We start from the raw sequence: 25,908 nt of genomic DNA on the forward strand, positions 1-25,908 counted from the left end.
GACTTTCTAGATGATTGAATTTTCTCTGTATATGCTGATTTTATTGTACAAGAAGAATCCTGAAAATGATGCTTATTGTTTAAAAAAATACAGAAATTTTACATATTTTAATTAAGGCAAAAGCAGTTATAAGGATTAATATAACGATCAGCGCTGGGATCTATGAGCTTGTTGCCATATTTATCGCATTGGTTGAGTGCGGCTTACTCATCGTTTAAACTTGAAAGTAAGAGAAAGTAGGGATTAGTTTTGAAGTTAATTTCATGGAACGTCAATGGCTTGCGAGCTGTGATGAAAAAAGGTTTTATGGATTTTTTTACTGAAGCAGATGCAGATATTTTCTGCCTGCAGGAAATAAAATTGCAGGAAGGACAGATAGAAATGGACCTTCCGGGCTATTATGCATATTGGAATTATGCCCATAAAAAAGGCTATTCTGGAACAGCAATCTTCACCAAAAAAGAACCTTTATCCATTCAATATGATTTGGGTTCGGAAGAACACAATACAGAAGGGCGCATGATTGCATTAGAGTTTGATGATCATTATGTCGTCACCGTCTATACACCAAATTCTCAGCATGGTTTGCTTCGTTTGGATTACCGTCTGCTCTGGGAAGAAGCCATATTGTCATTTGTGAAAAATTTGGAGCGCCAGAAGCCAGTTATTTTATGCGGTGATTTGAATGTGGCCCATGAAGAAATCGATTTGAAAAATCCAAAAGCCAATAAAAAAAACTCAGGCTTTACTCCTGAAGAGCGAGGCAAGATGACACAGTTTTTAGCGAACGGTTTTGTGGATACATTTCGCCACTTCCATCCGATGGAAACAGGTTTTTATTCGTGGTGGTCGTATCGTTCCAATTGCCGTGAAAAAAATGTGGGATGGCGAATTGATTATTTCATCGCTTCACAAAAATTGCTGCCACAGTTGAAAAGCGCAAAAATCCATGCGGACATATGGGGATCAGATCATTGCCCAGTTGAATTGCAAATCGCGCTATAAAAAAGCACACTCAAATGTTTGAGTGTGCTTTTCAGGCTGTCGAGAAAATTGCAACAAGCCGTGGATTTCCGAAGCTTACCGTTCGCTTTCCGCGGGCTCGCGTCCAAACCTCCTCGGTCATGTCTTTGCGACGCAGCGTGAAACGCTGTGGGAGCAGAAGGGTTTATGAACAGACACTCCACTTAATAAAGGCTCTCTTTTTTGACTGCAGTGGAAGGTGGCCACTCCAACGAGAACAGTGGCGGAGCAAGACGGCAGAAGCAGTACCCGTGGAACGCATCTGACTGAAGCCAAATGAATGAGTAATGCCCTTTTTCAACAAGCTGAAAACCACACTCAAATTTTTGAGTGTGGTTTTCTTTGATTGTTTAGTAATAGTTTCACGTGAAACTATTAGAAGTTCATGACACGCTTTGTCAGACGCTTGCAGTTATCCTGGTCAAAGTAATCAATATAATCCTTTGCCTTTGGGTACCATTCGTTGTAAGAGATTTTTTCTTCAATAATTTTTTTCAAGTACTTATAGACGTGGTCAATTGAACCAGCGTTATACCCATAAAAATCTGTATCGAGGTTTAAGTAGGCTCCTCTTTTGTCGAGGTATTCTTGCTTGTCAAACATATAGAAAATGATGGGTTTATTCAGGTAAAGAAAATCCCATGACACGCTCGTAATATCAGTCAGGAGCATGTCATTGTGGTCAATTGAATATTCAATAGTTTCCTGATCGAAATCAAGAAATTTAATGCCATGCTCATTGTCAGTTAAGCCATCAAAGTATTTTTCGAACTTTTTCATAAAAGGGTGCAATGCAATGTTTAGGTGAAGGTTGTGATCCGTAAGCAGTTTTTGAATGCCTTCGTGCTTTAATATACCAACAGTGCTTCTAAAATAAGCGCTATCGGTAAATTCTTCTTTTGTCAGATCAAAAAGCCACTCGCGCCACGTCATCATCATCAAAATATTTTTGACTTCTGTAGAAGGGTGATTAGGCGGATACCGGTCAAATCTGGGGAAACCGGTTATAATCAATTTTTGTTCAGGGATTTTCCATTCGTTGAGCTTCAAGTTGTATTCATATTGCGAAGCACAGTTGAAATAATCGGTTCTCTTCAGTAAAGGTATGTCTTCTTTTTGAATTAAGATTTTTTTGAAACCTTCGATTCCGTGGCTAACATGGGTAATGAGGGTTTTCCGGTTGAGGAAAAGAAACTTGTCGGCCGAGGGAACAATATCGTATAGAAGAGAGTGTCCGTGGAACGTATAATCAGCTTGAAAAAACAGCAAGTAATTCTTAAAGCTTCCAAGTGGAACTGCATTTTCAATCCTTTGATCTTGAGCATAGGTGGTTTTTGGATCGTACATCCAATAGGCCGTTACTTGTTCGTGATGATTGTTTACTAAGTATTTATGATAAACCGCAGCATTATCTTCATACTTTTCTCCGAGGTTCCCCCCGACTAAAGCGATTTTTTTTCCATTCCTTTTCTTCGTGAAAAAGGCGAGGAGATACGCGGCTGAGACTTTTGAAAATACCTTCAAAGGATCCCATCTCCCTTTTTCTTTTAATTCTACACTCATCTAAAAGCCCTGCTTTCTACTAGTTGTCATTCCTTTAGTTTTTCATATATCGTTGCCTTTGTCTATCTTCAGCTAATAAACTAATTTTTCATTCACTTTGAGTCGGATTTATGATTTTGAATTGCACCATAGGCAATAAAAGCGAGAGCCTGCGAAATAAAATTCTGCTGGCAGGAATTTAAAAAGGCAGGCACACCTGGGCAGCGTTGTCTGTTCTTTAAAGCAAAGACCATATTAATGATCCTTGTGCAGCTGATTTTGGCGGTCGAGAGAAGAATGATTAACGCCAAAGACCCTTTCAACATCTATGAGAAACGCAATCCCTTTGCCTGGAGCGTTTAAATCGACGGCTTTTTCAATGCTCTTGACGACACCTTCTGCATAGCTGGCAGGCACTAGCGTCAGTACCACGTCTTTTTCAGGATCGATGGTGAAATTTAAAAACTTTTGCTGCTCATTGACGCCGGTTCCACGGCCATTCAAAATGGTTCCGCCTTCAGCTCCAGCCTTCGAAGCGGCTTTTACGACAGCTGCAGAGTCTCCGGAATTTACAATCGTTACAATCAATTGAAAGATGTTTTCTGTTGTCTCCATTTCATTGCCTCCATTCTTTTTTCTCCTGTCATCCGTTCGTTTGGAAAGATGGGGCACTCCCAATAACTTGCTTAAATGAACAGTAAAACCAAGCCCGTATCCTGATTTCCCCAATTCTCCGGCTTTAGAAACGGCCTCTGTTACAACATTCTCAAGATGGCCGTCCAGGGCTAGGAAAATCACGTCCTTCTCATGAGTTGCCGGCAAGCCAAAGAAAGTTGATTTTTCATTTCTCCCGATGCCTTGTCCATATATAACGGTAGCACCGTCAACACCGGCATGTTTTGCAGCAGAAATGACGTCACGTGAATGACCTCGTTTAACGATAGCGATCATCAGCCTATGATTAAGAGTCATCAGTATCTCTCCCGCCTTTTCTAGTGAAAATTAGCCCCACTATCAGTACAGCGATGATTGGGGTAAGGGCAACGAGTGCGATCATTCCAAAGCCATCTATCAATGGATCACTGCCTTCTATCGCTGTTGAAATTCCAACAGCGATAGCAACCACAAATGTAACCGTCATGGGACCAGTTGCTACTCCGCCAGAATCAAAAGCGATGCCAATAAACGTTTGGGTTGAAAAAAATACAAGTATGAATACGAGTAAATAACCTGGAATAATGAAATACCATAAGGACCAGCCAGTTAAAATTCTAAGCATGGACAAAGCAATGGCGGTCCCGACGCCTACAGACAATGCAGAGAGCATTACATTTCGTGAAATATACCCGCCGGTTTCCTGGTCGACTTCATCGATCATAATGCTGACTGCCGGTTCAGCAAAAGTGGCGGCAAAGCCAAGGACAAAGCCTATCGGAATCAGCAGCCACTTGTTTTCCAAACTGCCGAGTTCTTGTCCCATCATGGTTCCAACTGGCATAAAGCCGACATGGACTCCTTGAAGAAAAAAAGAAAGGCCAAAGAACGTTAAAATAAATCCGAGTCCCACCTGTAAAACACGTTGCAAAGGCAGTTTTAGCATAAACACTTGAAAGGCAGCAAAAAAAATAAGGAGCGGAAGAAGGGCCATGCTGACTTCTAACATCACAGTTTGAAAGCCATCGAAAACATCAAGGTTCACCTGAATAACACCCCCAGCACCATGACTGCCAGTATCGGTCCAATGGATGCCAAGCCAATTAGGCCAAACTTTTCACCAGAACTTTCATTTTCCGTGCGAAGTACAGAGGCTACCCCAATGCCAAGTGCCAGAATAAACGGAACTGCCATGGGCCCAGTTGTAACGCCTCCAGAATCGAAGGAAATAGAAATAAAGGATTCGGGCACGAACAAGGACAAGAGGAAAACAAGCGCATAACCGCCGAACAGTAAATAATGAAGAGGAATTCGATAGATGGTTCGGATCATGGCCAATGCGACAAAAGCAGCCAAACCAATAGAAACGGAGAAAATCAGAATTGCGGAGCTAACGGCTCCTTGCGAAACTTCATCAATTTGTTTAGCAAGAACACGAACATCTGGTTCAGCAATAGTGACTGCCAGACCAAGCAAAAATCCGGTTGCAATTACAAGTCCAGCTTTTTTTGTGCTGGGCAGTCGCTTGCCAATCATTTCGCCAATCGGCAACAGTCCAGCATTCACACCAATAAGAAACAGGAAAAATCCAAGGCTGACAAAAACGACTCCAATAAAAAATTGGAGCACGGCTTCAAAAGGCACTCGGATAAAGAGGAGCTGCAAAAGAACAACGACTACCGTGACGGGAAGGATTGCGGCGGCAACTTCTTTAAAAGTTTCGGTCACATTTTCCATCAGATGTCCGTCTCCATTTCTGTTTTTTTATTCCTATTCCCTGCGAATAGAATCATAAACTTTTGCTTTATTATTAAAAAAAGAGCATTTGCATATTCCGAAGAATAGCCATGCTCTTGTCGTCTGAAGTTATGGATGGCAAGAAAAGATAGTGAAATTCCTATTTCTTACTTTTTTCGCAATATCTCTTCCAATGCATCTTCTGTGGAAGAGTCAGCTAATTTTACGTTTGAACGGTATGCAGCCCGCGTAATCAAATGGCCTGAGACAGGAGCTGTTAAAAAGACAAACGCGATGCCTAATAAAAGCCGGACGCTGATAAAATTTTCGGATGCCCAAAAATAAATGAAGGTACCTAATAAGGACAACAACACAGCTAATGTTGAGCTTTTGGTGGCAGCATGAGAACGCGTATAGACATCTGGCAGTCTAAGGATCCCAATAGCGCTGATGACAGCCATAATGCTGCCGACTAGAATTAAAAGTACACCGACATATTCACCGATCATGCTTATGCTCAACGATATCGCCCCTTTCAACAAAACGAGCTAATGCGATGGTACTGATAAATGCTAGAATACCCACAATCAGGATGACTTCGAGAAAAGCATGTGTGCCAAGAACTACCGAAAATACGGCAACTCCTGAGATTAAGTTGACTCCGATCATATCAAGTGCCACCACCCGGTCTGGCATTGATGGCCCGCGGATGATCCGATAAAGTGCCAGGATGATGGCCAGGATGAACAGTGACAGCGCAACAGTCAATATAGTACCAATCAATTTCTCGTCACCTCCATAATTGCTTTTTCGAACACTTTAATGGATTTCAATACGGAATCGTGAGAGCTTTCCATATCCATCGCGTGGATATAGAATGTTTTTCCATCTGGAGATACTTCCATGACAACAGAACCCGGGGTCAACGTCAGCAAAAGGGCGAGCGTGGTCAACTCATAATCGCCTTCCATGCTATGTTCGTATGTGAAAATTCCTGGTTTTATTTTTAGCTTTGGGCTAAGAATCTGCTTCATGATCAGCAAACTGGATTGGGAAAGTTCCGAGATAAAAATGAACAGCAATTTGATGGTAGAGTAGACGCGCAACAAGTAAAACTTGGTTCCAAAGAAACGATGCATAAGGAAAAGAATCCCAATACCAATCAAATAACCAGTTAGAAAAGTCGTGATATAAAAAGCGTCTTCATCCATCAACAGTGTCCAGAGCAAGGCGATGGTGATATTTAATAGGAACTGAGCCGGCACTTTAATTCACTCCTTTCAATAAAAAATGGATTTATTGGATGATGCCCAACACAGCATCAATATATATATCAGGGTTTAGCAAAGTTTCAGCTGCATCCGTTACGTAAATGGACAAGCCCTCGACGCCTAAACCAATGGCAATGGTCATAAATACGAGCGCCAAGCAAGGAAGAAGGACGCCTCTGCGCAACGGCAGCTGTTCTTCCTTACTGACAATGGTTTCACCCCAGAAACAATTTTTAAAGATACGGAGCAGCGAGTACAGAACAAAAATACTGGACAATAGCGCTAACGCCAGCAACACATAAGAGCCACTGTCAATTGCTGCACTCGAAATCAACACTTTGCCAATAAACCCACTGAGTGGGGGAATGCCGGCAAGCGACAGCATGGCGACAAAGAAAGACCAGCCAAGCAACGGATAGTTTTTCATCAGTCCGCTCATCCCGACCATTTTCGAAGTGCCGCTTAAGGTAATCATGGTACCGATCAGCAGGAATAACAGCGCTTTGGCAACCATATCATGAATGATATAGTAGATAGCTCCTTCAATTGCCTCCGGAGTAGCAATTGCCAAGCCGACAAGCATAAATCCGACAGCAATGACTACGTTGTAAGCCGCAATGCTGCGGATATCATTAAAGGCAATCGCCCCCAAACTGCCTCCGATCAAGGTGATAGCAGCCATGATGCCGATAATGGTGTGAGTAACTTCCGGCTGGTGATGAAAGATTAGTGAAAACATGCGAAACAGGGCATAAATCCCAACCTTCGTCAGCAAAGCTCCAAAAAGGGCGGAGGTGACAATAGGGGGTGAACTGTAAGAACCAGGAAGCCAAAAGTACAAAAGTAAACCTGCCTTCAAGCTGAAAACCACTAAAAAGACAATGCTAATGGTTGTCAAAAGTGGGGTTTGGCCAACTTCTGCAACCCGTTCGGCCACGTGAGCCATATTCAGTGTACCAACGCTTCCATAAAGGAAAGCGAGAGCTACCAGGAAGAACCACGAGGAAACGATGTTGATGGATACATATTTGATGGCTTCGCGCAGCTGGCGTTTGGAATTTCCCAAAGTTAGCAATACATAAGAAGATAACAACATTACTTCAAAACAAACAAATAAATTGAACAAATCACCGGTCAAGAACGAACCATTGACGCCAGCTAACAAAAACAGCACAGTTGGATAAAAATACATGGTCTGCAGTTCTTTACTGGTAGAAATCAGGGCATAACTCAAGCAGACGGCCGTCACTATGCTGGAAGTCAGCACCAACAAAATGGAAAAAGAGTCCGCGACGAATAGAATGCCAAAAGGTGGTTCCCACCCCCCGAAATCCAAGCGGAAAATCCCTTCAGTCTGTACTAGATGTAAAATATAGAACGAAATTCCGGCCGTCACGACCATGGCCGCAATACTGATCCAAGCTTGAATACGGCCATAAGTACGGAGGAAAATTAGCAATACACCAACGATAATTGGAATTAGCATGGGGAGAACTAAAATATTATTCATCATCAGAACCTCTCATTGCTTCCAAATTATCTGTTCCCAGTTCCTGATAGGCGCGATAGGCGAGCACAAGGACAAAGGCCGTAACAGCGAAACTGATGACAATGGCCGTTAGGATCAATGCCTGCGGCAAAGCATCCACGTAAGTTTCAGCTTCTTCACCAAGTAGAGGGACTGTCCCGAGCTTCAAACCACCCATGGATAGAATGAGCATATGGACCGCGTGGGACAAGATCGCAGTCCCTAATATGACGCGTACTACATTTTTGGATAATACGAGATAGATGGCGACCGTGGTAAGGACGCCGACCAAAATGATGATCAATGATTCCACAGGCTACTCATCCTCACTTATACTAAGAATTATATTTACAACTACGCCAACAACCGTCAACGCGATGCCAGCTTCAAATATGGTGACCGTGGCAAGTTCTGTTTTGCCAAAGATCGGCAAATCGAAATAACCAAAGCTTTGGGCCAGAAAAGCTTCACCAAAAAACATGGGTACTGTTCCGCTTACCATCGCCAATAATACACCCAGTGCCGATAATTTTTTGAAATCAATCGGCAATGCATCGCTGACTGTTTCTGAATCGTACGATAAAAACATCAATACAAAAGCTGAAGCAATTACCAAGCCCCCGATAAAGCCACCGCCTGGCTGATTGTGTCCGGAAAGAAACAGGTAAATGCCGAAAGTTAAAATAATCAAGACGACGGCTTTAGAAACAGTTTTTAAAATCACGTCATTGATGTTCATCTTTTTCCGGCCCCTTTCCATGCTTTAAGCGAATCAACGTGTAGACGCCAAGTCCGGCAATGAACAGAACCAGTGATTCCAGCAAGGTATCAAAGGCGCGGAAATCACCAAGAATGGCATTGACGATATTGTCGCCGCCGGCCAATTCATAGGAATCTTCAAAATAGCCAGAGATGCTCTCAAACAAATTCCCGCTGTTGACTGTCAATCCAATCAGCGTAACTGTAGCGCCGGCTCCGATTGCAATAACAGCATTTCTGATCTTTGTCCGTTTTGAAGCGTCCTCTTTTGTCCATTCCGGCAAAAAGTTGAAACATAGAAGGAATAATGCCGTAGTGACTGTTTCAATAACCAATTGCGTCAACGCCAAATCCGGCGCACGGAAAAGAACAAAGAAAATAGCGATAGAAAAGCCCAGCACACCGTTCAATAAAATAGCAGTAAGCCGTGATTTTGCAAACAGAATGCTGATCGCAGCGGCGGCCATAACAAATACAAGCATGCCTTCATATAAAGCAACAGGCGAATCGTTGGCCAAATCAATCGATAATGCGCCAGTCAAGAATAGGGCCCCGCCGGCTGCCACAATAAAGAAGACAAAAATATAAGCAAAATAAGCAGGAAGGTAGCCTGTCATATAATGTGTAGTGATCCAATTTGCAGCTCTTTTCAAATCCTTCAGGAACGAATTGTATAGAACTGTAAAATTCCATCCTGCCGGCTGGATAAGGTAAATTTTGCGCCAGCTGCGGAATGTGAGGAAGAGAAGCGTCCCGATTACAATAATTCCCAACGTCATATACAACTCTGTATTAAAGCCATGCCATGCATAAATGCGTTCGGGTGCTGCTCCTGAAATTCCTGGGATAACGCCAGTTAATGCTGGTTTTAGAAGGTGATCGCCCAACAGGTTAGGCGCAAAGAACAAACCGACGATCAATACACAAAGTATTGCTGGAGAAATAAGCATACCGATAGATGGCTCTACTGGTTTTCTATCTAATTTCTTTAACTGGGGTGTGCCAAAAAAAGTACGGAAGACAAAAATCATGCAGTAAACGAAAGTGAAAACGGATGCGGTCCAGGCAATGATTGGAATCAACAAGCCCCAAGCAGAAACTCCAAAAATTGGCAGGCTAACCGCATTGACAGAGGCCGTGAAAAACATTTCCTTGCTCAAAAAACCGTTAAGCAGCGGAAGGCCCGCCATTGAAAAACTGCCAATGACAGCAAATGTAAATGTAATTGGCAGAAAAGCCATAAGGCCGCCAAGGCGTCGGATATCCCGCGTTCCGACCTGATGATCGACGATACCGACTACCATGAACAGTGCGCCTTTGAATGTAGAATGGTTAACCATATGAAACAAGGCAGCGAATATGGCGAGCCCGTACAGCGCTCCCTGTTCGCCATCTCCAAAGTGCAATGCAGCCGAACCAAGGCCCAGCAAGCTCATGATGAGGCCGAGCTGGCTGATGGTTGAGTACGCGAGCAGAGCCTTTAAATCAGTCTGACGAACGGCACAGAATGCCCCCCAGAATAAAGTAATGAGGCCGACAATTGTGACTGTCCAGAACCACTCGGCTGTCCCTCCAAAAATCGGAGTGAACCGGGCAACCAGGTACAAGCCGGCTTTAACCATCGTAGCAGAGTGCAGATAGGCACTGACAGGGGTTGGCGCCTCCATGGCATCCGGCAGCCAGATGTGGAAAGGAAATTGGGCCGATTTTGTAAAGGCGCCGAGCAGCACTAGGAACATTGCCGGATAAAACAGCGCATGGTCTGTATACTGACCAATACTAGCCAGAATTTCACGGATGCTGAAAGTGCCGGTCATGGAATGTAGCATCAAAAATCCTGCCAACATCCCAAATCCACCAAATACAGTAATAAGCAGTGACTTTTGAGCACCGTAACGTGAGTTTTTCCGGTGATACCAGAAAGCAATCAGCAGGAATGAAGAGATGCTAGTCAGTTCCCAGAAGACGTAGAGAACAAGGAGGTTGTCAGATAAGACGACGCCAAGCATAGCGCCCATGAATAAGAGCAAGTAGGCATAAAAATGCGGAAAAGAATCGGATGATGATAAGTAGTAGATGGAGTAGAGAACTACCAGGCTTCCCATGCCGGTAATCAGCAACGCCATAATCAAACTGAGGCCATCAAGATAAACTGTGAAGTTAATGCCAAGTGAAGGAATCCAATTGACCGCCTGAATCAGCGTTTCACCATTTGAGATAGCGGGGATTTGAATGACGAAAATAAGGAATAATGCGAGCGGAACAAGCAAAACAAGCCAGCCGATATGAAGGGCTCCTAATCGTTTATGTATAATCGGTATGAGAGCGGCGGCGATAAATGGGACTAAAATAGCTATAATCAATAAATGCACAGCAGAACCTCCTGGAGTAGAGTAGAAAACAAAGGTGAATGAAAAAATGGGAAATGGGTATATAATAAGGAAAAAGGATTTAGATTTTTCTAGCACATGGTATGCTGAGGGCTCGTAAAGTAGCCAATGTAAATTATACAGGAAAATCAAGTGTTTTTCATTTGTCAGCCAACGCTGCAGCGAAAAGACTTGCAAACCTTCCCGAATGGAAAATCTAAAAGTAGATGAAAACCCTTGATTTTCTATAGCGGAAGAAGTATAATTTCATAGTTTTGAACATCAGGATATGAATTATATTCCCGGAGGGGTGAACATAAATGAAAAAAATTAGAGGACGAATGGATGAAAGCATCCTCGTATGTGTTTTTTACGGGCCGAATGGTGAACGTTTAATCAATCGGGGTAATAAACTTGCTACTATGTTGGATTGTCCCTTGTATATTTTAACAGTGGATCAGAAGTCTGCTGATGAATTTGACGCCGAAAAAGCATCTTACATTGAACGGTGGAGAGAACTTGCCGAAGAATATGAAGCTGAAGAGTTTATTGTTCGCGATAATGAAAAACGTCCATCTGCGAAAGTAATTGCGGAAGTTTCTCATGAATTTAACATTACTCAAATCATTATTGGGCAAACGGCAAGAAGCAGATGGGAAGAAATTACCAAGGGTTCTTTCCTGAACATGTTGCTGCGTGAAATTCCGCTAGTGGATCTTCACGTTGTTTCACTGGCACGCACTGTCAAAGGCGTTGAAGGGGACGAATTTGAAAAAGGCGTACGCTGTTATTTGGTGAAGGATGAAGAAAGCTATAAAATCAACTTTACCCAATCGAAAAACTGTCAGCTTGAAGGGATTTTCTTCAAGGAAATCGGCACCGATTTTGATAATGGCATTTTTAAGTTCATGCACGACAACAAAGTCTATCAGGTTGAGGTAACCGAAGACTGGATTGACTTGCCTGAAATTATAGATGAGTGCCTGGGCAAAGAATTAGTGAAAAATAAATAATAACAATAAAGGGCTGCTTCGCCATAGAGGCAGCCTTTTGTTGATTCAAGAGGAGGATCAGGAATTTATGAAGAAAACCAAAAGGTTGGAACCCGCGATCGCTAACGAACTTGAAACCAAACTGTTTGCCGAAGCATTAGATGACAATTACATAAGCAATTGCAAAATTTTTCAGGAAACCATTGATTTCCAAACAGAAGAAGCACTTCACGTTGATAATGTCATTTTTGAGAACGTCAATTTTCTTGAAATTGTTTGGCCGCGTTCAGAATTTGTCGATGTGATTTTTTTAAATTGTGATTTATCCAATGCTGATTTGACCCGTGCCGTTTTTCACCGGACTGAATTCCGAAATTCCAAACTGCTGGGCACCAATTTTGCTGAAGCTGGAATACGCCACACACTTTTTGAAGAATGCATTATGAATTATGTTACTTTCGGATTTTCTTTGTGCAATACGGTTCAATTTCTTTCCTCTTCGCTTCGTTTCGCAGACTTTTACGAAATGGAGCTAAAGGCCAGTGAATTTCTTAAGTGTGAGATGAACGATATCAATTTCACTGAAACGAGCTTAAAAGGAATTGATTTGAGCACAAATACTTTTGAGAGCATCCAAGTATCCATTGATAAGTTGCGAGGTTGCAAGGTATCGCCAGATCAAGCTATCGCTTTTGCACGGCAAATGGGAATGATTGTAGAACATAACTAATATTATAGAAGAAACATGAAAAAAACCCGGCAGTTTTCACTGCCGGGTTTTTTTCATGTTTTAAATATATCTTCAACTATTTTATTAATGTTCCAAGTAGAGCTACATGGGCGCTTACGCTTTTCTTTATTGTCCAGACTTCAGCGCCCAGCTCTTTGGGTCATAAGCCAGCCCGACTGTGCGGCAAAGAACGCCGCTTCGCCGGACTGTCTTATGCCCGGCAGAGCTACATGGGCGCTTCCGCTTTTCTTTATTGTCCAGACTTCAGCGCCCAGATTCTAGTGTCATAAGCCACTCTGGCTGTGCGGCTGAAAACATGCCGCACAGCCAGTGCGTCTTATGCCCGTCGAATCTACACGGGCGCTTACGCTTTTCTAGTTACCGGACGCCTTTCATGAAGCTCTGAATGCGTGGGGCGAAGATGAACAACAGAATACTGAGGGCGATTGATGCACCGCCAATAATTCCGAAATACATCATTTCATTTTCTACTGTGTAAAACTTAACCAATTGTGCATTGATCGCCTGAGCGGCAGCGTTGGATAAGAACCAGAGGCTCATTGTTTGTGCTGAGAAAGCGGCAGGTGCCAATTTGGTAGTCGCTGATAAGCCTACTGGAGACAAACAAAGTTCGCCGAGCACAACGATGAAATAACTAAGAACAAGCCAAAGCGGGTTGACGAGTGCTGCAGGACCTCCAAAATAAGCGGGCAATAAGATCACCAGGAATGATAGGCCTGCAAACAGGAGTCCCAGAGAGAATTTCTGTGGAATAGACGGTTGTTTGCTTCCGAGTCTTACCCATAGCCAAGCAAAGACTGGAGCTAGCATGATGATGAACAATGGATTTAGAGATTGGAACCAGGCGGGAGAAATAGTAATTCCCGCAAATTCGAGATCTGTGCGTGTATCGGCATATGCAGCAAGAATGGTAGACCCTTGTTCCTGGATCGCCCAGAACATGACTGAAGCAATGAATAATGGAATATACGCCAACAGATGTGAGCGTTCCACTTCTGTAGTTTTCTTGCTGCGATACATTACGGTGAAATAAGCGACTGGAATCAAGATGCCAAAAATACCGACAATCGCTACAAAACTGTCAAAAGTCAGCAATCCAGTGGGGATGCCGACGGCTACTGCCGCAGCGATGATCAAGGCACCAATAGTAAAGATTTTAATGGTAGTCTTGCGTTCCGAAGGCAATAACGGATTTGGCACTACGGTTCCTGCCAATCCAAGATTTTTCTTTTTCGTAACTACAAATATCACTAAACCTAGGAACATGCCGATAACTGCGATACTGAAGCCCAAGTGGAAGCTGATTCTCATGCCGACAGTACCGACAAGAAGTGGAGCAAGGAATCCGCCCATATTGATGCCCATGTAAAAGATGCTGAAGCCAGCATCGCGGCGGTCATCATTGTCCGCATAGATTTCACCAACGACACTGGATACGTTTGGTTTCAGCAAGCCGGTACCTAAGACAATCAGTACCATGGATACAAAGAATAAAGCAAGGCTTCCTGGAATCGCAAGAGCAATGTGCCCAAGCATAATAAGTATCCCACCATAAAAAACAGCTTTTGAAGTACCAAATATCCGGTCGGCTAGCCAGCCGCCAATGATTCCTGACATGTAAACTAGTGAGCCATAAATGGACATGATCGACAGTGCAGTTGTTTGGTCGAGGCCGAGGCCGCCATCAGAAATTTCATAATACATATAAAAGACCAGGATGGCTCTCATCCCATAATAGGAGAACCGCTCCCAGAATTCAGTGAAAAACAGGGTGAAAAGCCCTTTTGGATGACCAAAAAAGCCTTTTTGAGGAACGCTATCGACAATATCTTGCCGAGAATATTTTTCAGACATCTTCATAACCTCCAATTGTTTATTCTAACATAGTAATTTTTTTGTTTGAAAAAGTCAAAATTAATTTAATTTCTAATTTAAAAGGGTTTTAATTCGTTATTTTGGTTCTTTTTGATAGATTATAAAAACCGATAAATTTTATTAGAATAATTATTATATTCTAATTTGTATTAAAAATTAATTTTCTACAGGTGAAGTGGCACTGGAATGAATAATAATCTTTAAAGTGTCTATTTACCTGCTATTTGAAAAAACTTTTAATATGGTAAATTAAGTAACGATAATATCCTATTAAATAACCATATTTAGTAATCTTTAGTTAGTGTTCACTAATTATTCACACTTATTTAAAGAATTATCCAAAAAAGATTGTGAAAAAGCGCAAGGTGCAGTATATTTAAAATAGTTAGAATATTAATTAGGGAGCAGGAGTATATATGAAACAGTTGAGTAAACGAATCAAGGACTTGAGAGAAGCGAAGGGACTATCTACTGAAGAGTTGGCAGAAGCAATCGGCTTTGCGAAAAGTACGGTCTGGGCTTATGAAAGTGGAAAGAAACAAGTTTCTGTAGTACATCTCGAAAGACTTGCCGACTATTTTGAGATATCGGTCGACAGTTTGTTGGATCGCAGCGAACGGACAATTAATGTGGACCTTCAGAATACGAGTTTCTTAAACGATTACAACCTAATGCTTGATGATCAGCCGCTTAATCAGCACGAGATTGCTGAAGCTGCTTCTTTTATCCAAGTTAAGCGCCGTATGGGCAGTTATGGAGTAGCGACTTCATAATTGCTGCAAAGACCAATATAAATGCCCAATCCATTTCTGTGGATTGGGCATTTATTGCGTTGTTTAAAAAAACTGGAGAAATGCGCGAGCTTAGTTAAAACTTCGTTTACTTCATACTTTACCGGGAAGACAAGTAGTATGGGAATTTAATTATTAGGAGGATGAAATAAATGAGTAAAACAATCTTTATCACAGGTGCAGGAAGTGGACTGGCGAAAGGAACAGCATTCGGGCTGGCGGCGCAGGGGCATAAAGTTATCGCTCCGGTAGAAACAGCTCCGCAAGTAACAGCATTGCGTGAAGAAGCCGCCGCAGAAGGTTTGGATCTAGAAGTGTTCAAGATGGATATTAAAAATCCCCAGGACTTAGCGCAAATGTTGGATTACGACTTTGACATTTTTGTGGCCAATGCCGCAGTCAACGAAGGCGGACCGCTTTCGGAAGTGCCAATGGCGAATTTTAGAGAGTTATTCGAGGTAAATGTTTTTAGCACTTTGGAAACTGCTCAGATCGCTGCACGAAAATTTGTGGATAAAGGCAAAGGCAAAATTATTTTCATGTCTTCAATGGCTGGAATCATGGCAACTCCTTATGTAGGCCCATATACGGCGACAAAGCATGCGATTGAAGCTATTGCGGCGACGATGCAGCAGGAGTTAGAAGGCCACGGCGTTCAAGTGGCAACCATCAATCCTGGAGCATTTGCGACAGGCTTTAACGACCGCAGTGCAGAGGCAAAATGGAAGTGGTACGATGAATCCATCCATTTCACTAGAAAAGAAGATATGGAAGAAGGCGACAAAGCGCTGGAAAATCAATACGATCCAGCAGACATGATCAAGAAAATGATTGAAGTCATACCGCTGGATACACATAAATTCCGCACAGCCTTTCCTGAAGAAACGGAAAAGCAGATGAAGGAAGAAGAAGCCAAGCGATGGGATTTGGAAGTTTAAAACTAATAGTATGCGTTATAAAGGAAAAAAGTCAGTTGATTTACTGGGAAAACAAGCATTCTTTTCCTTTGCTTGAAAATATGTCTTGAACGAGAGAACCGTCTTGAAAGCGAAAGCTTAAGGGACGGTTCTCTCTGTGTTTTCATAGCAGTTAATCAAAGAAAAAGGGGCGAAAATGTGGTAAGCTAACTCATACGATACGAGTATTAGGAGTGTTCTATTTTGTTGGAAAGTGCGAAAAAATTATTGCAGTCCCATTTCGGTTACGAGTCTTTCCGGGTCGGTCAGGAACAAGCAATTACGCAGGTATTTGAAGGACACAATTCGATTTGTGTCATGCCGACAGGCGGGGGCAAGTCCATGTGCTATCAAATTCCAGCGCTAGTTATGGAAGGGACAACGATTGTCGTGTCTCCTCTGATTTCATTGATGAAAGACCAAGTGGATGCCCTTTTGGCTGCCGGTATTCCAGCAGCTTATATAAATAGCTCTTTAGGTTTTGATGAAGTACGAGAAACGCTGATAGATGTTCAGCGTGGAGCCATCAAGTTGCTGTATATTGCTCCTGAACGGCTGGACTCGGAAATGTTCTTGAATGAACTGCAGGGAGTCCATGTTCCGTTGATTGCGGTCGATGAAGCTCACTGTATTTCTCAATGGGGCCATGATTTCCGCCCGAGTTACCGGTTGATCAGCCGTATGACAGAACTGTTTCCAAATAATCCGACAGTACTTGCTCTAACGGCGACAGCTACACCTCAAGTGCGTGAAGACATTTGCCGAATTTTGAACATTGAAGAACAACATACTATAATGACTGGATTCGAACGGGCCAATTTGACGTTTTCCGTCATACGGGGACAAGACCGGGAACGTTTTGTAAAGGAATATGTGACGAAAAACGACAACGAAGCAGGAATCATCTATGCTGCCACTCGCAAAACAGTAGATTCAGTATATGAAATGCTGGTAAAAAAAGGCATTAAGGCAGCGAAATATCATGCGGGAATGCCGGATCAAGAGAGAAAGATTGGGCAAGAACGTTTCTTAAATGACGAGGTGACGGTCATGGTAGCTACCAATGCGTTTGGCATGGGTATCGACAAATCCAATATTCGGTTTGTCATCCATTATCAAGTCCCTAAAAACATGGAAAGCTATTATCAGGAGGCAGGACGTGCTGGGCGAGATGGTTTGCCGAGTGAATGCATCGTGCTATACGCGTCACAAGATGTCCAGACGCAACGTTTTCTGATTGATCAAGCGCAAGATCCTAGCCGTATTCCAGGTGAATTGGTGAAACTTCAGGGAATGGTTGATTATTGCCATACTGAAAGTTGTTTGCAGCAATTTATCATCCACTATTTTGGGGATACAGCCGCTGAAAAATGTGGACACTGTGGCAATTGTTTAGATGACAGAGAAAGTCTGGATGTGACAAAAGACGTTCAAATGGTGCTGTCATGCGTCATCCGGATGGGCCAAAAATTTGGCAAGGCGATGACTGCCCAAGTGCTGACGGGATCACGAAACAAAAAGGTGCTGGATTTTGGTTTTGATAAGCTGTCGACTTATGGCATTTTAAAGCATCAAAATGCCAAAGAAGTTTCGAACTTGATTGAATTCATGATTTCACAGGAACTTTTAGCAGTTGAACATGGTTCATTCCCTACTATTTATGTACCGGATGGTGGAAGAGACGTGTTGCTCGGCAAGCGCCAAGTGTTGAGAAAAGGGGCGGTTGTTACGAAGCGCATTGCTTCAAACGATCCTTTGTTTGAGGAGCTGCGGGTAGTTCGAAAGCGGCTGGCTGACGAAGCAGGCGTGCCGCCTTTCGTCATTTTCTCAGATAAATCCTTGCAGGATATGGTAGCGAGAAAACCCAAAAATGAAGAAGATTTTTTAGAAGTCAATGGCGTCGGCGCCAACAAGCTTGAGAAGTATGGCGAAGCTTTTTTACAAGCTATTCGGTCATTTGATAGCCTTGAAAAGTGAATAAATATAAGCAGAAAACTCCGTTTAAATCGGGGTTTTTTTATTTTTAAATTGTCTGACTTGTATAAATATGCAGGTTTCTATTATAAATAACGATTTCATTTTTTAGGATTTGGAAGCGTTTTCAAATAGGTATAGGATTTTTGACTTAGAATTAACATTTTTTTACTCGGAGTAATTGTATATATATTCAGACTTATGATATACTATCAAAATATTATGACACAACAGTGTAATGAAGGAGGCGGTTTGATGAGCAAGAAAGAATATCCAATCCCACAAGGACTTTATCATCCAGATCAAGAGCATGAGGCGTGCGGAATAGGTATGATCGCCAATATTAACGGACATAAATCACATGCAATCGTTCAAAATGCCATAAATATATTGTGTAACCTGGAACATCGCGGCGGCCAGTCGTCTGATACAAGCACGGGAGACGGTGCTGGAATCTTAACTCAAATTCCCCATCGTTTTTTCCTAAAACAATGTGAAAAAGAAGGCATTACATTGCCTGAAGAAGGCAAGTATGGAATTGGTATGCTATTTATGCCGCAGGATTATGATCTTCGCATGAAAACAAAAGAAATGATTCAGCAAATCATTCAGGAAGAAGGACAAATCTGCCTTGGATGGCGTCCGGTTCCGGTCAATGATTCGTTTGTTGGAAAAGTTGCAGCAAAAAGCAAGCCAGTTATTCGCCAAGTATTTATTGGAGCTGCCCACGGTTTAGAAAACCGAATAGACCTTGAGCGCCGGTTGTATATTATTCGCAAGCGGATCGAACAGGTAATGCTTGGCCACGAGGATTTTAAAGATGTGTATTTTAGCAGTCTTTCAGCGGGTACCATTGTCTACAAAGGCATGTTAATCCCTGAACAGCTGGATTCCTTTTACATTGACTTGAACCATCCGGAATTTAAATCGGCAGTAGCCCTTGTCCACTCACGCTTCAGCACGAATACCTTCCCGAGCTGGCAGCGTTCACACCCTAACCGCTACTCAATCCACAATGGCGAATTCAATACACTGCGAGGCAATGTCAATTGGATGCGAGCCCGTCAGATGCTGTGTACGTCCCCGGCATTCAACGAAGAAGACCTTCAAAAAGTTCTTCCAGTCATTGATGAAACAGGCAGTGACTCATCTATGTTTGATAACTGTTTTGAATTTTTGCATTTGTCTGGCAGATCGTTGGCGCACACTGCGATGATGATGGTACCAGAACCTTGGGTCAATGATCCGACCATCAAACAGGAGAAAAGAGATTTTTATGAATACCACAGCACATTGATGGAGCCATGGGATGGACCGGCTGCATTGGTCTTTACTGACGGCAAACAGATTGCGGCTTGCCTGGATCGAAATGGCCTTCGCCCTGCGCGTTACTATGTGACAAAGAGCGGCATGATTGTTATGGGATCAGAAGTAGGGGCATTGGATATTTTTGCGGACGATATTATTTACAAAGATCGTCTGCGTCCAGGAAAAATGCTTTTGGTGGACCTGGAAGAAGGAAAAATCATTCCGGACGAAGAAATTAAGCTTCAAATTGCAGCGGAACTGCCATATAAGGATTTTATCGAGAAAAATATGTTCGATTTGGAAGATCTTCCAGAGCCGGTAAAACCTTCAAACCCTGACGTTGCGCAACCCTTGATCAAACGGCAGTTGGCTTTTGGCTATACGATGGAAGAAGTCCAAAAAATCATCAAACCGCTTGCAACCGAAGGCAAAGATCCTGTCGGTTCAATGGGCTATGATTCGCCATTAGCTGTCTTATCGAAAAAACCACAGCTACTCTACAATTACTTTAAACAATTGTTTGCTCAAGTGACGAACCCGCCAATTGACGCGATTCGTGAACATATTATTACAGCTGCACGGACCACTATCGGCGCAGAGGGAAACCTGGTTCAGCCAAGCCCTGAAAGTGCCCGCCACATTCGACTGGAAACTCCAGTTTTGACTGATGCCGAACTTGAAAAGTTGCGTCAGCAGAATATAGAGGACTTTAAAGCTGAAACCATTTCTATTTTGTTTTCAAAACATGATGGTGTGGAAGCAATGGAACAAAAGTTGGCAACAGTTTTTGCGGAAGCAGATCAAGCACTTGAGAACGGTGCGACATTATTGATTTTATCTGATCGTGGCGTAAATGAAGACTTTGCAGCCATCCCTGCGCTTCTTGCTGTATCAGGCCTTCACCATCACTTAATTCGTCAAGGAACGCGCACGCAAATGAGTATTTTATTGGAATCTGCGGAACCACGCGAAGTGCATCATTTTGCGGCTCTTCTTGGCTATGGTGCAGAAGGCATCAACCCTTATTTGGCTTTTGAGACGATCCAGAACCTCGTTGAAATTGAAGATATTCCAAATATGAGTTTTGAACAAGCAGAACAAACATATGTGAAAGCTGTTACAGACGGCATCATCAAAGTGCTGTCCAAAATGGGTATTTCAACTATCCAAAGTTATCGTGGCGCACAAATTTTTGAGGCAGTCGGCATTCATATGGATGTAATTGATAAATACTTCACGCGTACATCTTCACGCTTGGGCGGTATTGGGCTTGATATCATTGCAAAAGAAGTCCTTATGCGGCATGCAACAGCTTACCCATCTGCTCAGGGAGATGACCAAGCACTGGAGTCGGGTGACGAATTCCAATACCGTGAAAATGGGGAAAATCACCAGTACAATCCAAAAACGATTCATACTTTGCAGCATGCATGTCGGACCAATAATTACGATGTTTTCAAAAAATACACCAATCTTTTAACTGATGAAAAAGCCAATCTTCAATCCCTGCGCGGTTTAATGTCCTTTAAAAAACAGACGTCAGTCCCGATTGAAGAGGTAGAAACAATTGAAGAAATCTGTGCACGTTTTAAAACAGGTGCTATGTCTTATGGTTCTATCAGCAAGGAAGCGCACGAAGCTCTTGCGGTTGCGATGAACCGGATCGGTGGAAAGAGCAATTCTGGAGAAGGCGGAGAAGAAATTTCACGCTTTATTCCCGACGAAAATGGCGATAATCGCCGCAGTTCCATTAAACAAGTGGCATCCGGACGTTTTGGTGTAACCAGCCACTATTTAGTGAATGCAGATGAAATTCAAATTAAAGTAGCACAGGGAGCAAAACCAGGAGAAGGCGGACACTTGCCTGGCAAAAAAGTTTATCCTTGGATTGCAGAAGTCCGTGGATCAACTCCGGGTGTCGAATTGATTTCGCCGCCTCCGCATCACGATATCTATTCGATTGAAGATTTAGCAGAATTGATTTTCAACTTGAAAAATGCAAATCCAGATGCGCGTATAAGTGTTAAATTGGTATCTGCCGTCGGTGTCGGAACAATTGCTGCCGGCGTTGCAAAAGGCCGTGCTGATGTTGTGTTGATTAGTGGCTATGATGGCGGTACAGGTGCAGCACCGAAAACCAGCTTGAAGCATACGGGTCTTCCATGGGAAATTGGTTTGGCTGAAACGCATCAGACCCTTCTATTGAACGGTTTGCGTGATCGGATCGTTGTCGAAACAGATGGCAAGATGATGACTGGACGCGACGTAGTAACAGCGGCTCTTCTTGGCGCTGAAGAATTTGGTTTCTCCACTGCACCACTTGTCGTGCTTGGCTGTGTTATGATGCGCGTCTGCCATTTGGATACGTGTCCTGTCGGCATTGCTACTCAGAATCCAGAGCTGCGTGAAAAATACGGCGGAGATCCGGAACATGTGGCGAACTTCATGCGCTTTATCGCACGAGAAACGCGTGAGCTGATGGCAGAACTCGGCTTCCGTACTATTGATGAAATGATTGGACGGACCGATGTTATCGAAGCCAATCAGGCAGTAGACCACTGGAAAGCTGGCGGTATTGACTTGAGTGCCTTGTTGTATCAGCCGGAACTTCCTGAAAAAGTTGGGCGTTATGCAACTATCAAACAAAATCATGAATTGGAAAAAACTTTGGACCATCAGGAACTGTTGCCGCGTTGCCGGAATGCTATTGAAACGGGTGAACGCGTTGAAGTAGCGACTGCTATCCGCAATATCCACAGAGCGACTGGTACAATTGTGGGCAGCGCGATTTCGAAGCGTTACGGTGCAGAAGGCTTGCCTGAAGACACGGTTAACTTGAACTTCCAAGGGTCTGCAGGACAAAGTTTTGGGGCGTTCATTCCAAAAGGAATGTCGATGAACCTCATCGGAGATGCCAATGACTTTGTTGGAAAAGGCTTATCGGGCGGTAAAATTATGGTGTATCCGGCATTGGATTCAACATTCCTGCCAGAAAACAATATTATTATCGGAAATGTATCGTTTTATGGAGCATCTGCCGGTGAAGCTTATATTTACGGAGTTGCAGGCGAGCGTTTTGCGGTCAGAAACAGCGGAGCCAAAATTGTCGTCGAAGGTGTGGGCGACCATGGCTGTGAATACATGACGGGCGGCCGTGTTGCGATTCTCGGACAAACCGGCAAAAACTTTGCAGCCGGCATGTCTGGCGGCGTAGCGTATGTACTTGATGAAGAAGGTACATTCAGCGAACGCTGCAATGCGGAAATGGTTCATTTGCAGCCGCTTGCGGACCCAGCAGAAATTGAAGAATTGCGCCAAATGATTCAAAAACACGTACATTACACAAGCAGTGCCAAGGGAACTCGTTTATTGGCGCATTGGGATATTTATACCGCCAAATTTGTGCGTGTCATTCCAAAAGCTTATCTCCAAATTAACGAACGGATCAGCAAACTGCAAAGCAGCGGCATGGCGAAGCCCGAAGCAGAAATGGCTGCTTTTGAAGAAAGCAAAATGGCAGGCGCTGGGAAGTAGAAAAGCGACAGCGCCCATGTAGCTCTGACGGACACAAGACAGGCCAGCGAAGTGGTGCTCTTTGCCACACAGCACGAAAAGCGAAAGTGCCTGTACAGCTCTGACAGGTGTAAGACGATTTGGCGAAGAGGCGTGTTTTCAGCCGCACAGCCAGAGTGGCTTACATCCCGAAGAGCTAGGCACTGCAACTGGACAGCTAGGTTGGTTTATGACCCGAAGAGCTGGGCGCTGGAGTCTGGACAAAGAAAAGCGGAAGCGCCCATGTAGCTCTGACGGGCATAAGACAGACCAGCGAAGTGGCGCTCTTTGCCACACAGCTGGGTTGGTTTATGACCCGAAGAGCTGGGCGCTGGAGTCTAGACAAAGAAAAGCGAAAAGATACTAGAGACTCGACAAAATAAAAATCCCGGGTTTTCGCGAATAGGCGAAAGTTTCGCGGATTCATCATGAGAAACTGTGAGTAGGAGGGAAATGATGGGCAAACCAACTGGATTTATGGAATACGACAGACAAACAGTCAAAGAGCGCCAACCGGCTGAACGGACAAAAGATTGGAATGACTATACAATCCCTATGTCAGACGAAGAAGTGGCAAAACAAGGTGCACGCTGTATGGATTGTGGCGTGCCAACGTGCCATACCGGTATGGACTTGGACAATGTAACGACCGGTTGTCCTGTGAACCATCTTATCCCTGAATGGAATGATCTGGTTTACCGTGGACAATGGAAGGAAGCTTTGCACCGCGAGCATTTAAAGAATAACTTTCCTGAGTTTACTGGAACTGCCTGTCCTGCTCCTTGTGAAGGAGCTTGTGTTCTTGGGATCAACGAACCGCCTGTAGCCATCCGCACAGTGGAAAGATCCATTATTGAGCGAGGTTTTGCTGAGGGATGGGTTGTGCCAGAACCGCCTAAATCGCGGACTGGCAAAAAAGTCGCGGTAATCGGTTCAGGACCTGCTGGACTTGCAGCAGCGGCTCAATTGAACAAAGCAGGGCATTTGGTAACCGTATTTGAAAAAAGCGACCGCGTGGGCGGTTTGCTGACATACGGAATTCCAGAAATGAAATTGTCTTACGATATGGTGCAAAGACGTGTGGATATTCTTAAGCAAGAAGGAATCACGTTTATCACCAGTGTCGAAGTTGGGAAGAACTATCCATCTGCAAAACTGAATGAGGATTTTGATGCGGTGGTTATGTGCACAGGGTCGACTGTTCATCGCAACATTGACGTAGAAGGCCGTGATTTGAAAGGCGTTCATTTTGCAATGGACTTTCTTCACGCCAGCACGAAAAGCTTGTTAGATTCAAATTTTGAAGATGGCCAGTACATTTCCGCAAAAGGTAAAAACGTCATTGTCATTGGAGGCGGAGATACGGGAACTGATTGCTTAGCAACGTCCGTCCGTCATGATTGTGCGAGTCTTGTGCAATTCGATGTTTATGATAAAAAAGGTGCGATTCGTGACGAAAAAGGCAATCCATGGCCGCAATATCCAAAAATTCACCGCATAGAGTATGGCCATAAAGAAGCGGCTGCCACTTTTGGTGAAGATCCTAGAGCATATGCTGTTATGACAAAGAAATTTGTCGGCGATGAAAGCGGGCAAATCAAAGAAGTGCATACAGTAAACGTGAAATTAAAGATAGATGAAAACGGCAATCGAATTCGTGAAGAAATTCCGGGTACTGAAAAAGTATGGAAAGCAGATTTGGTATTGATCGCTATTGGTTTCAGCGGGCCTGAGCAAGATCTCATTCAGCAGCTGGAACTGGAAACGGAAACAAATTCACGAGTGAAAGCAGAGTATGGAAAGTATACAACCAATGTAGAAGGTGTCTTTGCTGCCGGCGATGTACGCCGTGGTCAGAGTCTGATCGTTTGGGCTATCAATGAGGGCCGGGAAGCAGCACGCGAATGTGATCGCTATTTGATGGGTGCAACGGTGTTACCTTAAAAAAAGATGAAACTATTGCGAAAAGCTGCGGCAAACTCGATTTCGAGTCTGCCGCAGCTTTTTCTACAGCAATTATTTGTGCACAAACAATATTATATAGATGAAAAGAAAAATGAAAGACACTGGAATTCTGATAATTACATGATTTCAAATTATTATATGGATGTAAAAATTGTGTCTTTTATCTAAATAATTAAATAATTAGTTGTGCAAAAGACCTGGTAGGTATATACTATAGAAGGTGAGAGCTGTCATTTTAAGTAAAATTTAGGTGATATGATATACACATTCACTTATAAGGTTTAAAATTTCAGTACTTCTAAAAAGAAAATTGGAGGAATGTGTATGTTGAAAAAGAGTTTGATCGCCGTATTATTTTCATTTATCATGGTTTTAGGAATGGGCATGAACGTGTTTGCAGAAAGCAATAATGAAGCTTTAAAATATGAGGTTACAAACGAAATGACACCAGAAATTGCTAAAGCGATTACTGAAGTCAATAAAACAAATGATAAAATATATGATGAAATCAACAAAGCGGTAGAAAAATCCGAAAAGATGTACGCTAAATACCAAAAAGACAAATCGAAATATAAAGATGCAGCCAAACAGGCTAAGTTGACGAAAGAATATGAAAAAAAGTCAGCTAAATTAATCAACGACTTAAAAGAAAAAACTGAAAAAATGACATTAAAAGGGATCGGGAAAGCTGAGAAATCAGGATTAATAGTAGCAATTGAATTTGTTCCAATTGAGTTTGCCGATCGTACTGAATTAATTGATCCGATTGTTGTGATTGCTTGGTAAACAAGTTGTCTAAAAAACTTTAATTGGAGTAATATGAGAGTAGAGAGATTCTTCTCTATTCTCATATTTTTTTGG

At 43.0% G+C, this 25,908-nt stretch carries 21 protein-coding genes; 9 read left to right on the plus strand and 12 right to left on the minus strand.

Going from position 1 to position 25,908, the window contains the following annotated elements; genetic code table 11:
* The first annotated feature begins 249 nt into the window (after positions 1–249).
* Entirely contained in the window at positions 250–1,005 is a 756-nt protein-coding gene (locus AC4EHK_RS01865; protein WP_490977097.1) for an exodeoxyribonuclease III, read from the plus strand.
* A gap of 393 nt (positions 1,006–1,398) precedes the next feature.
* Here AC4EHK_RS01865 and AC4EHK_RS01870 read toward each other — a convergent pair whose 3' ends face one another.
* From AC4EHK_RS01870 to AC4EHK_RS01920, 11 genes are all read right to left on the minus strand, one after another.
* Positions 1,399–2,586, minus strand: a complete 1,188-nt coding sequence (locus AC4EHK_RS01870) for a CDP-glycerol glycerophosphotransferase family protein (protein ID WP_490977098.1) — start codon at positions 2,584–2,586, stop codon at positions 1,399–1,401.
* A gap of 234 nt (positions 2,587–2,820) precedes the next feature.
* Positions 2,821–3,537 (minus strand): P-II family nitrogen regulator, encoded by a 717-nt coding sequence (locus tag AC4EHK_RS01875; RefSeq protein WP_490977099.1) that lies wholly within the window; start codon positions 3,535–3,537, stop codon positions 2,821–2,823.
* The gene (locus tag AC4EHK_RS01880) at positions 3,527–4,264 is read right to left on the minus strand and encodes a DUF1538 domain-containing protein (protein ID WP_490977100.1); all 738 of its coding nucleotides are present in this window, start codon (positions 4,262–4,264) and stop codon (positions 3,527–3,529) included. The genes AC4EHK_RS01875 and AC4EHK_RS01880 overlap by 11 nt, the downstream gene beginning before the upstream one ends.
* On the minus strand, positions 4,261–4,956 hold the full coding sequence (locus tag AC4EHK_RS01885; protein WP_490977101.1) for a DUF1538 domain-containing protein: 696 nt from the start codon (positions 4,954–4,956) through the stop codon (positions 4,261–4,263). The genes AC4EHK_RS01880 and AC4EHK_RS01885 overlap by 4 nt, the downstream gene beginning before the upstream one ends.
* Positions 4,957–5,123: 167 nt before the next feature.
* The gene (locus AC4EHK_RS01890; RefSeq protein ID WP_490977102.1) at positions 5,124–5,477 is read right to left on the minus strand and encodes a Na+/H+ antiporter subunit G; all 354 of its coding nucleotides are present in this window, start codon (positions 5,475–5,477) and stop codon (positions 5,124–5,126) included.
* Positions 5,455–5,739: a Na(+)/H(+) antiporter subunit F1 gene (locus AC4EHK_RS01895; RefSeq protein WP_490977103.1), complete on the minus strand. Its 285-nt coding sequence runs from the start codon at positions 5,737–5,739 to the stop codon at positions 5,455–5,457. The genes AC4EHK_RS01890 and AC4EHK_RS01895 overlap by 23 nt, the downstream gene beginning before the upstream one ends.
* Complete coding sequence (locus AC4EHK_RS01900) at positions 5,736–6,221, minus strand: Na+/H+ antiporter subunit E (RefSeq protein WP_490977104.1); 486 nt, start codon at positions 6,219–6,221, stop codon at positions 5,736–5,738. Before AC4EHK_RS01900 ends, AC4EHK_RS01895 begins: the two co-directional genes overlap by 4 nt.
* 31 nt (positions 6,222–6,252) lie before the next feature.
* Positions 6,253–7,737, minus strand: coding sequence for a Na+/H+ antiporter subunit D (locus AC4EHK_RS01905; protein ID WP_490977105.1), 1,485 nt, complete (start codon positions 7,735–7,737; stop codon positions 6,253–6,255).
* Positions 7,730–8,068, minus strand: a complete 339-nt coding sequence (locus AC4EHK_RS01910; RefSeq protein ID WP_490977106.1) for a Na(+)/H(+) antiporter subunit C — start codon at positions 8,066–8,068, stop codon at positions 7,730–7,732. Before AC4EHK_RS01910 ends, AC4EHK_RS01905 begins: the two co-directional genes overlap by 8 nt.
* Positions 8,069–8,071: 3 nt before the next feature.
* A complete protein-coding gene (locus AC4EHK_RS01915; protein WP_490977107.1) occupies positions 8,072–8,494 on the minus strand; it encodes a Na(+)/H(+) antiporter subunit B in 423 nt (140 codons plus the stop codon).
* Complete coding sequence (locus AC4EHK_RS01920) at positions 8,481–10,886, minus strand: Na+/H+ antiporter subunit A (protein ID WP_490977108.1); 2,406 nt, start codon at positions 10,884–10,886, stop codon at positions 8,481–8,483. Before AC4EHK_RS01920 ends, AC4EHK_RS01915 begins: the two co-directional genes overlap by 14 nt.
* Positions 10,887–11,203: 317 nt before the next feature.
* On the opposite strand from AC4EHK_RS01920, the gene AC4EHK_RS01925 reads away from it, so the two are divergent.
* Complete coding sequence (locus AC4EHK_RS01925) at positions 11,204–11,896, plus strand: universal stress protein (RefSeq protein ID WP_490977109.1); 693 nt, start codon at positions 11,204–11,206, stop codon at positions 11,894–11,896.
* 67 nt (positions 11,897–11,963) lie between these two features.
* Positions 11,964–12,605 (plus strand): pentapeptide repeat-containing protein, encoded by a 642-nt coding sequence (locus AC4EHK_RS01930; protein WP_490977110.1) that lies wholly within the window; start codon positions 11,964–11,966, stop codon positions 12,603–12,605.
* 378 nt (positions 12,606–12,983) lie between these two features.
* Here the strand turns inward: AC4EHK_RS01930 and AC4EHK_RS01935 are convergent, their stop codons facing one another.
* A complete protein-coding gene (locus AC4EHK_RS01935; protein WP_490977111.1) occupies positions 12,984–14,480 on the minus strand; it encodes a peptide MFS transporter in 1,497 nt (498 codons plus the stop codon).
* Positions 14,481–14,917: 437 nt separating this feature from the next.
* Between AC4EHK_RS01935 and AC4EHK_RS01940 the strand changes: the two genes are divergently transcribed.
* The 6 genes from AC4EHK_RS01940 (at position 14,918) to AC4EHK_RS01965 (ending at position 25,833) form a co-directional block, all read left to right on the plus strand.
* Positions 14,918–15,274, plus strand: coding sequence for a helix-turn-helix domain-containing protein (locus AC4EHK_RS01940; protein WP_490977112.1), 357 nt, complete (start codon positions 14,918–14,920; stop codon positions 15,272–15,274).
* Positions 15,275–15,444: 170 nt separating this feature from the next.
* A complete protein-coding gene (locus tag AC4EHK_RS01945) occupies positions 15,445–16,230 on the plus strand; it encodes an SDR family oxidoreductase (RefSeq protein WP_490977113.1) in 786 nt (261 codons plus the stop codon).
* 222 nt (positions 16,231–16,452) lie between these two features.
* Entirely contained in the window at positions 16,453–18,225 is a 1,773-nt protein-coding gene (recQ, locus tag AC4EHK_RS01950; protein WP_490977114.1) for a DNA helicase RecQ, read from the plus strand.
* Between the two features lie 252 nt (positions 18,226–18,477).
* Entirely contained in the window at positions 18,478–23,064 is a 4,587-nt protein-coding gene (gene gltB, locus AC4EHK_RS01955) for a glutamate synthase large subunit (protein ID WP_490977115.1), read from the plus strand.
* Between the two features lie 474 nt (positions 23,065–23,538).
* Positions 23,539–25,026, plus strand: a complete 1,488-nt coding sequence (locus AC4EHK_RS01960) for a glutamate synthase subunit beta (RefSeq protein WP_490977116.1) — start codon at positions 23,539–23,541, stop codon at positions 25,024–25,026.
* A gap of 345 nt (positions 25,027–25,371) precedes the next feature.
* Positions 25,372–25,833, plus strand: coding sequence for a hypothetical protein (locus tag AC4EHK_RS01965; protein WP_490977117.1), 462 nt, complete (start codon positions 25,372–25,374; stop codon positions 25,831–25,833).
* The last annotated feature ends 75 nt before the right edge of the window (positions 25,834–25,908 follow it).

It is taken from the genome of Planococcus sp. TJ-307 (assembly GCF_058268435.1).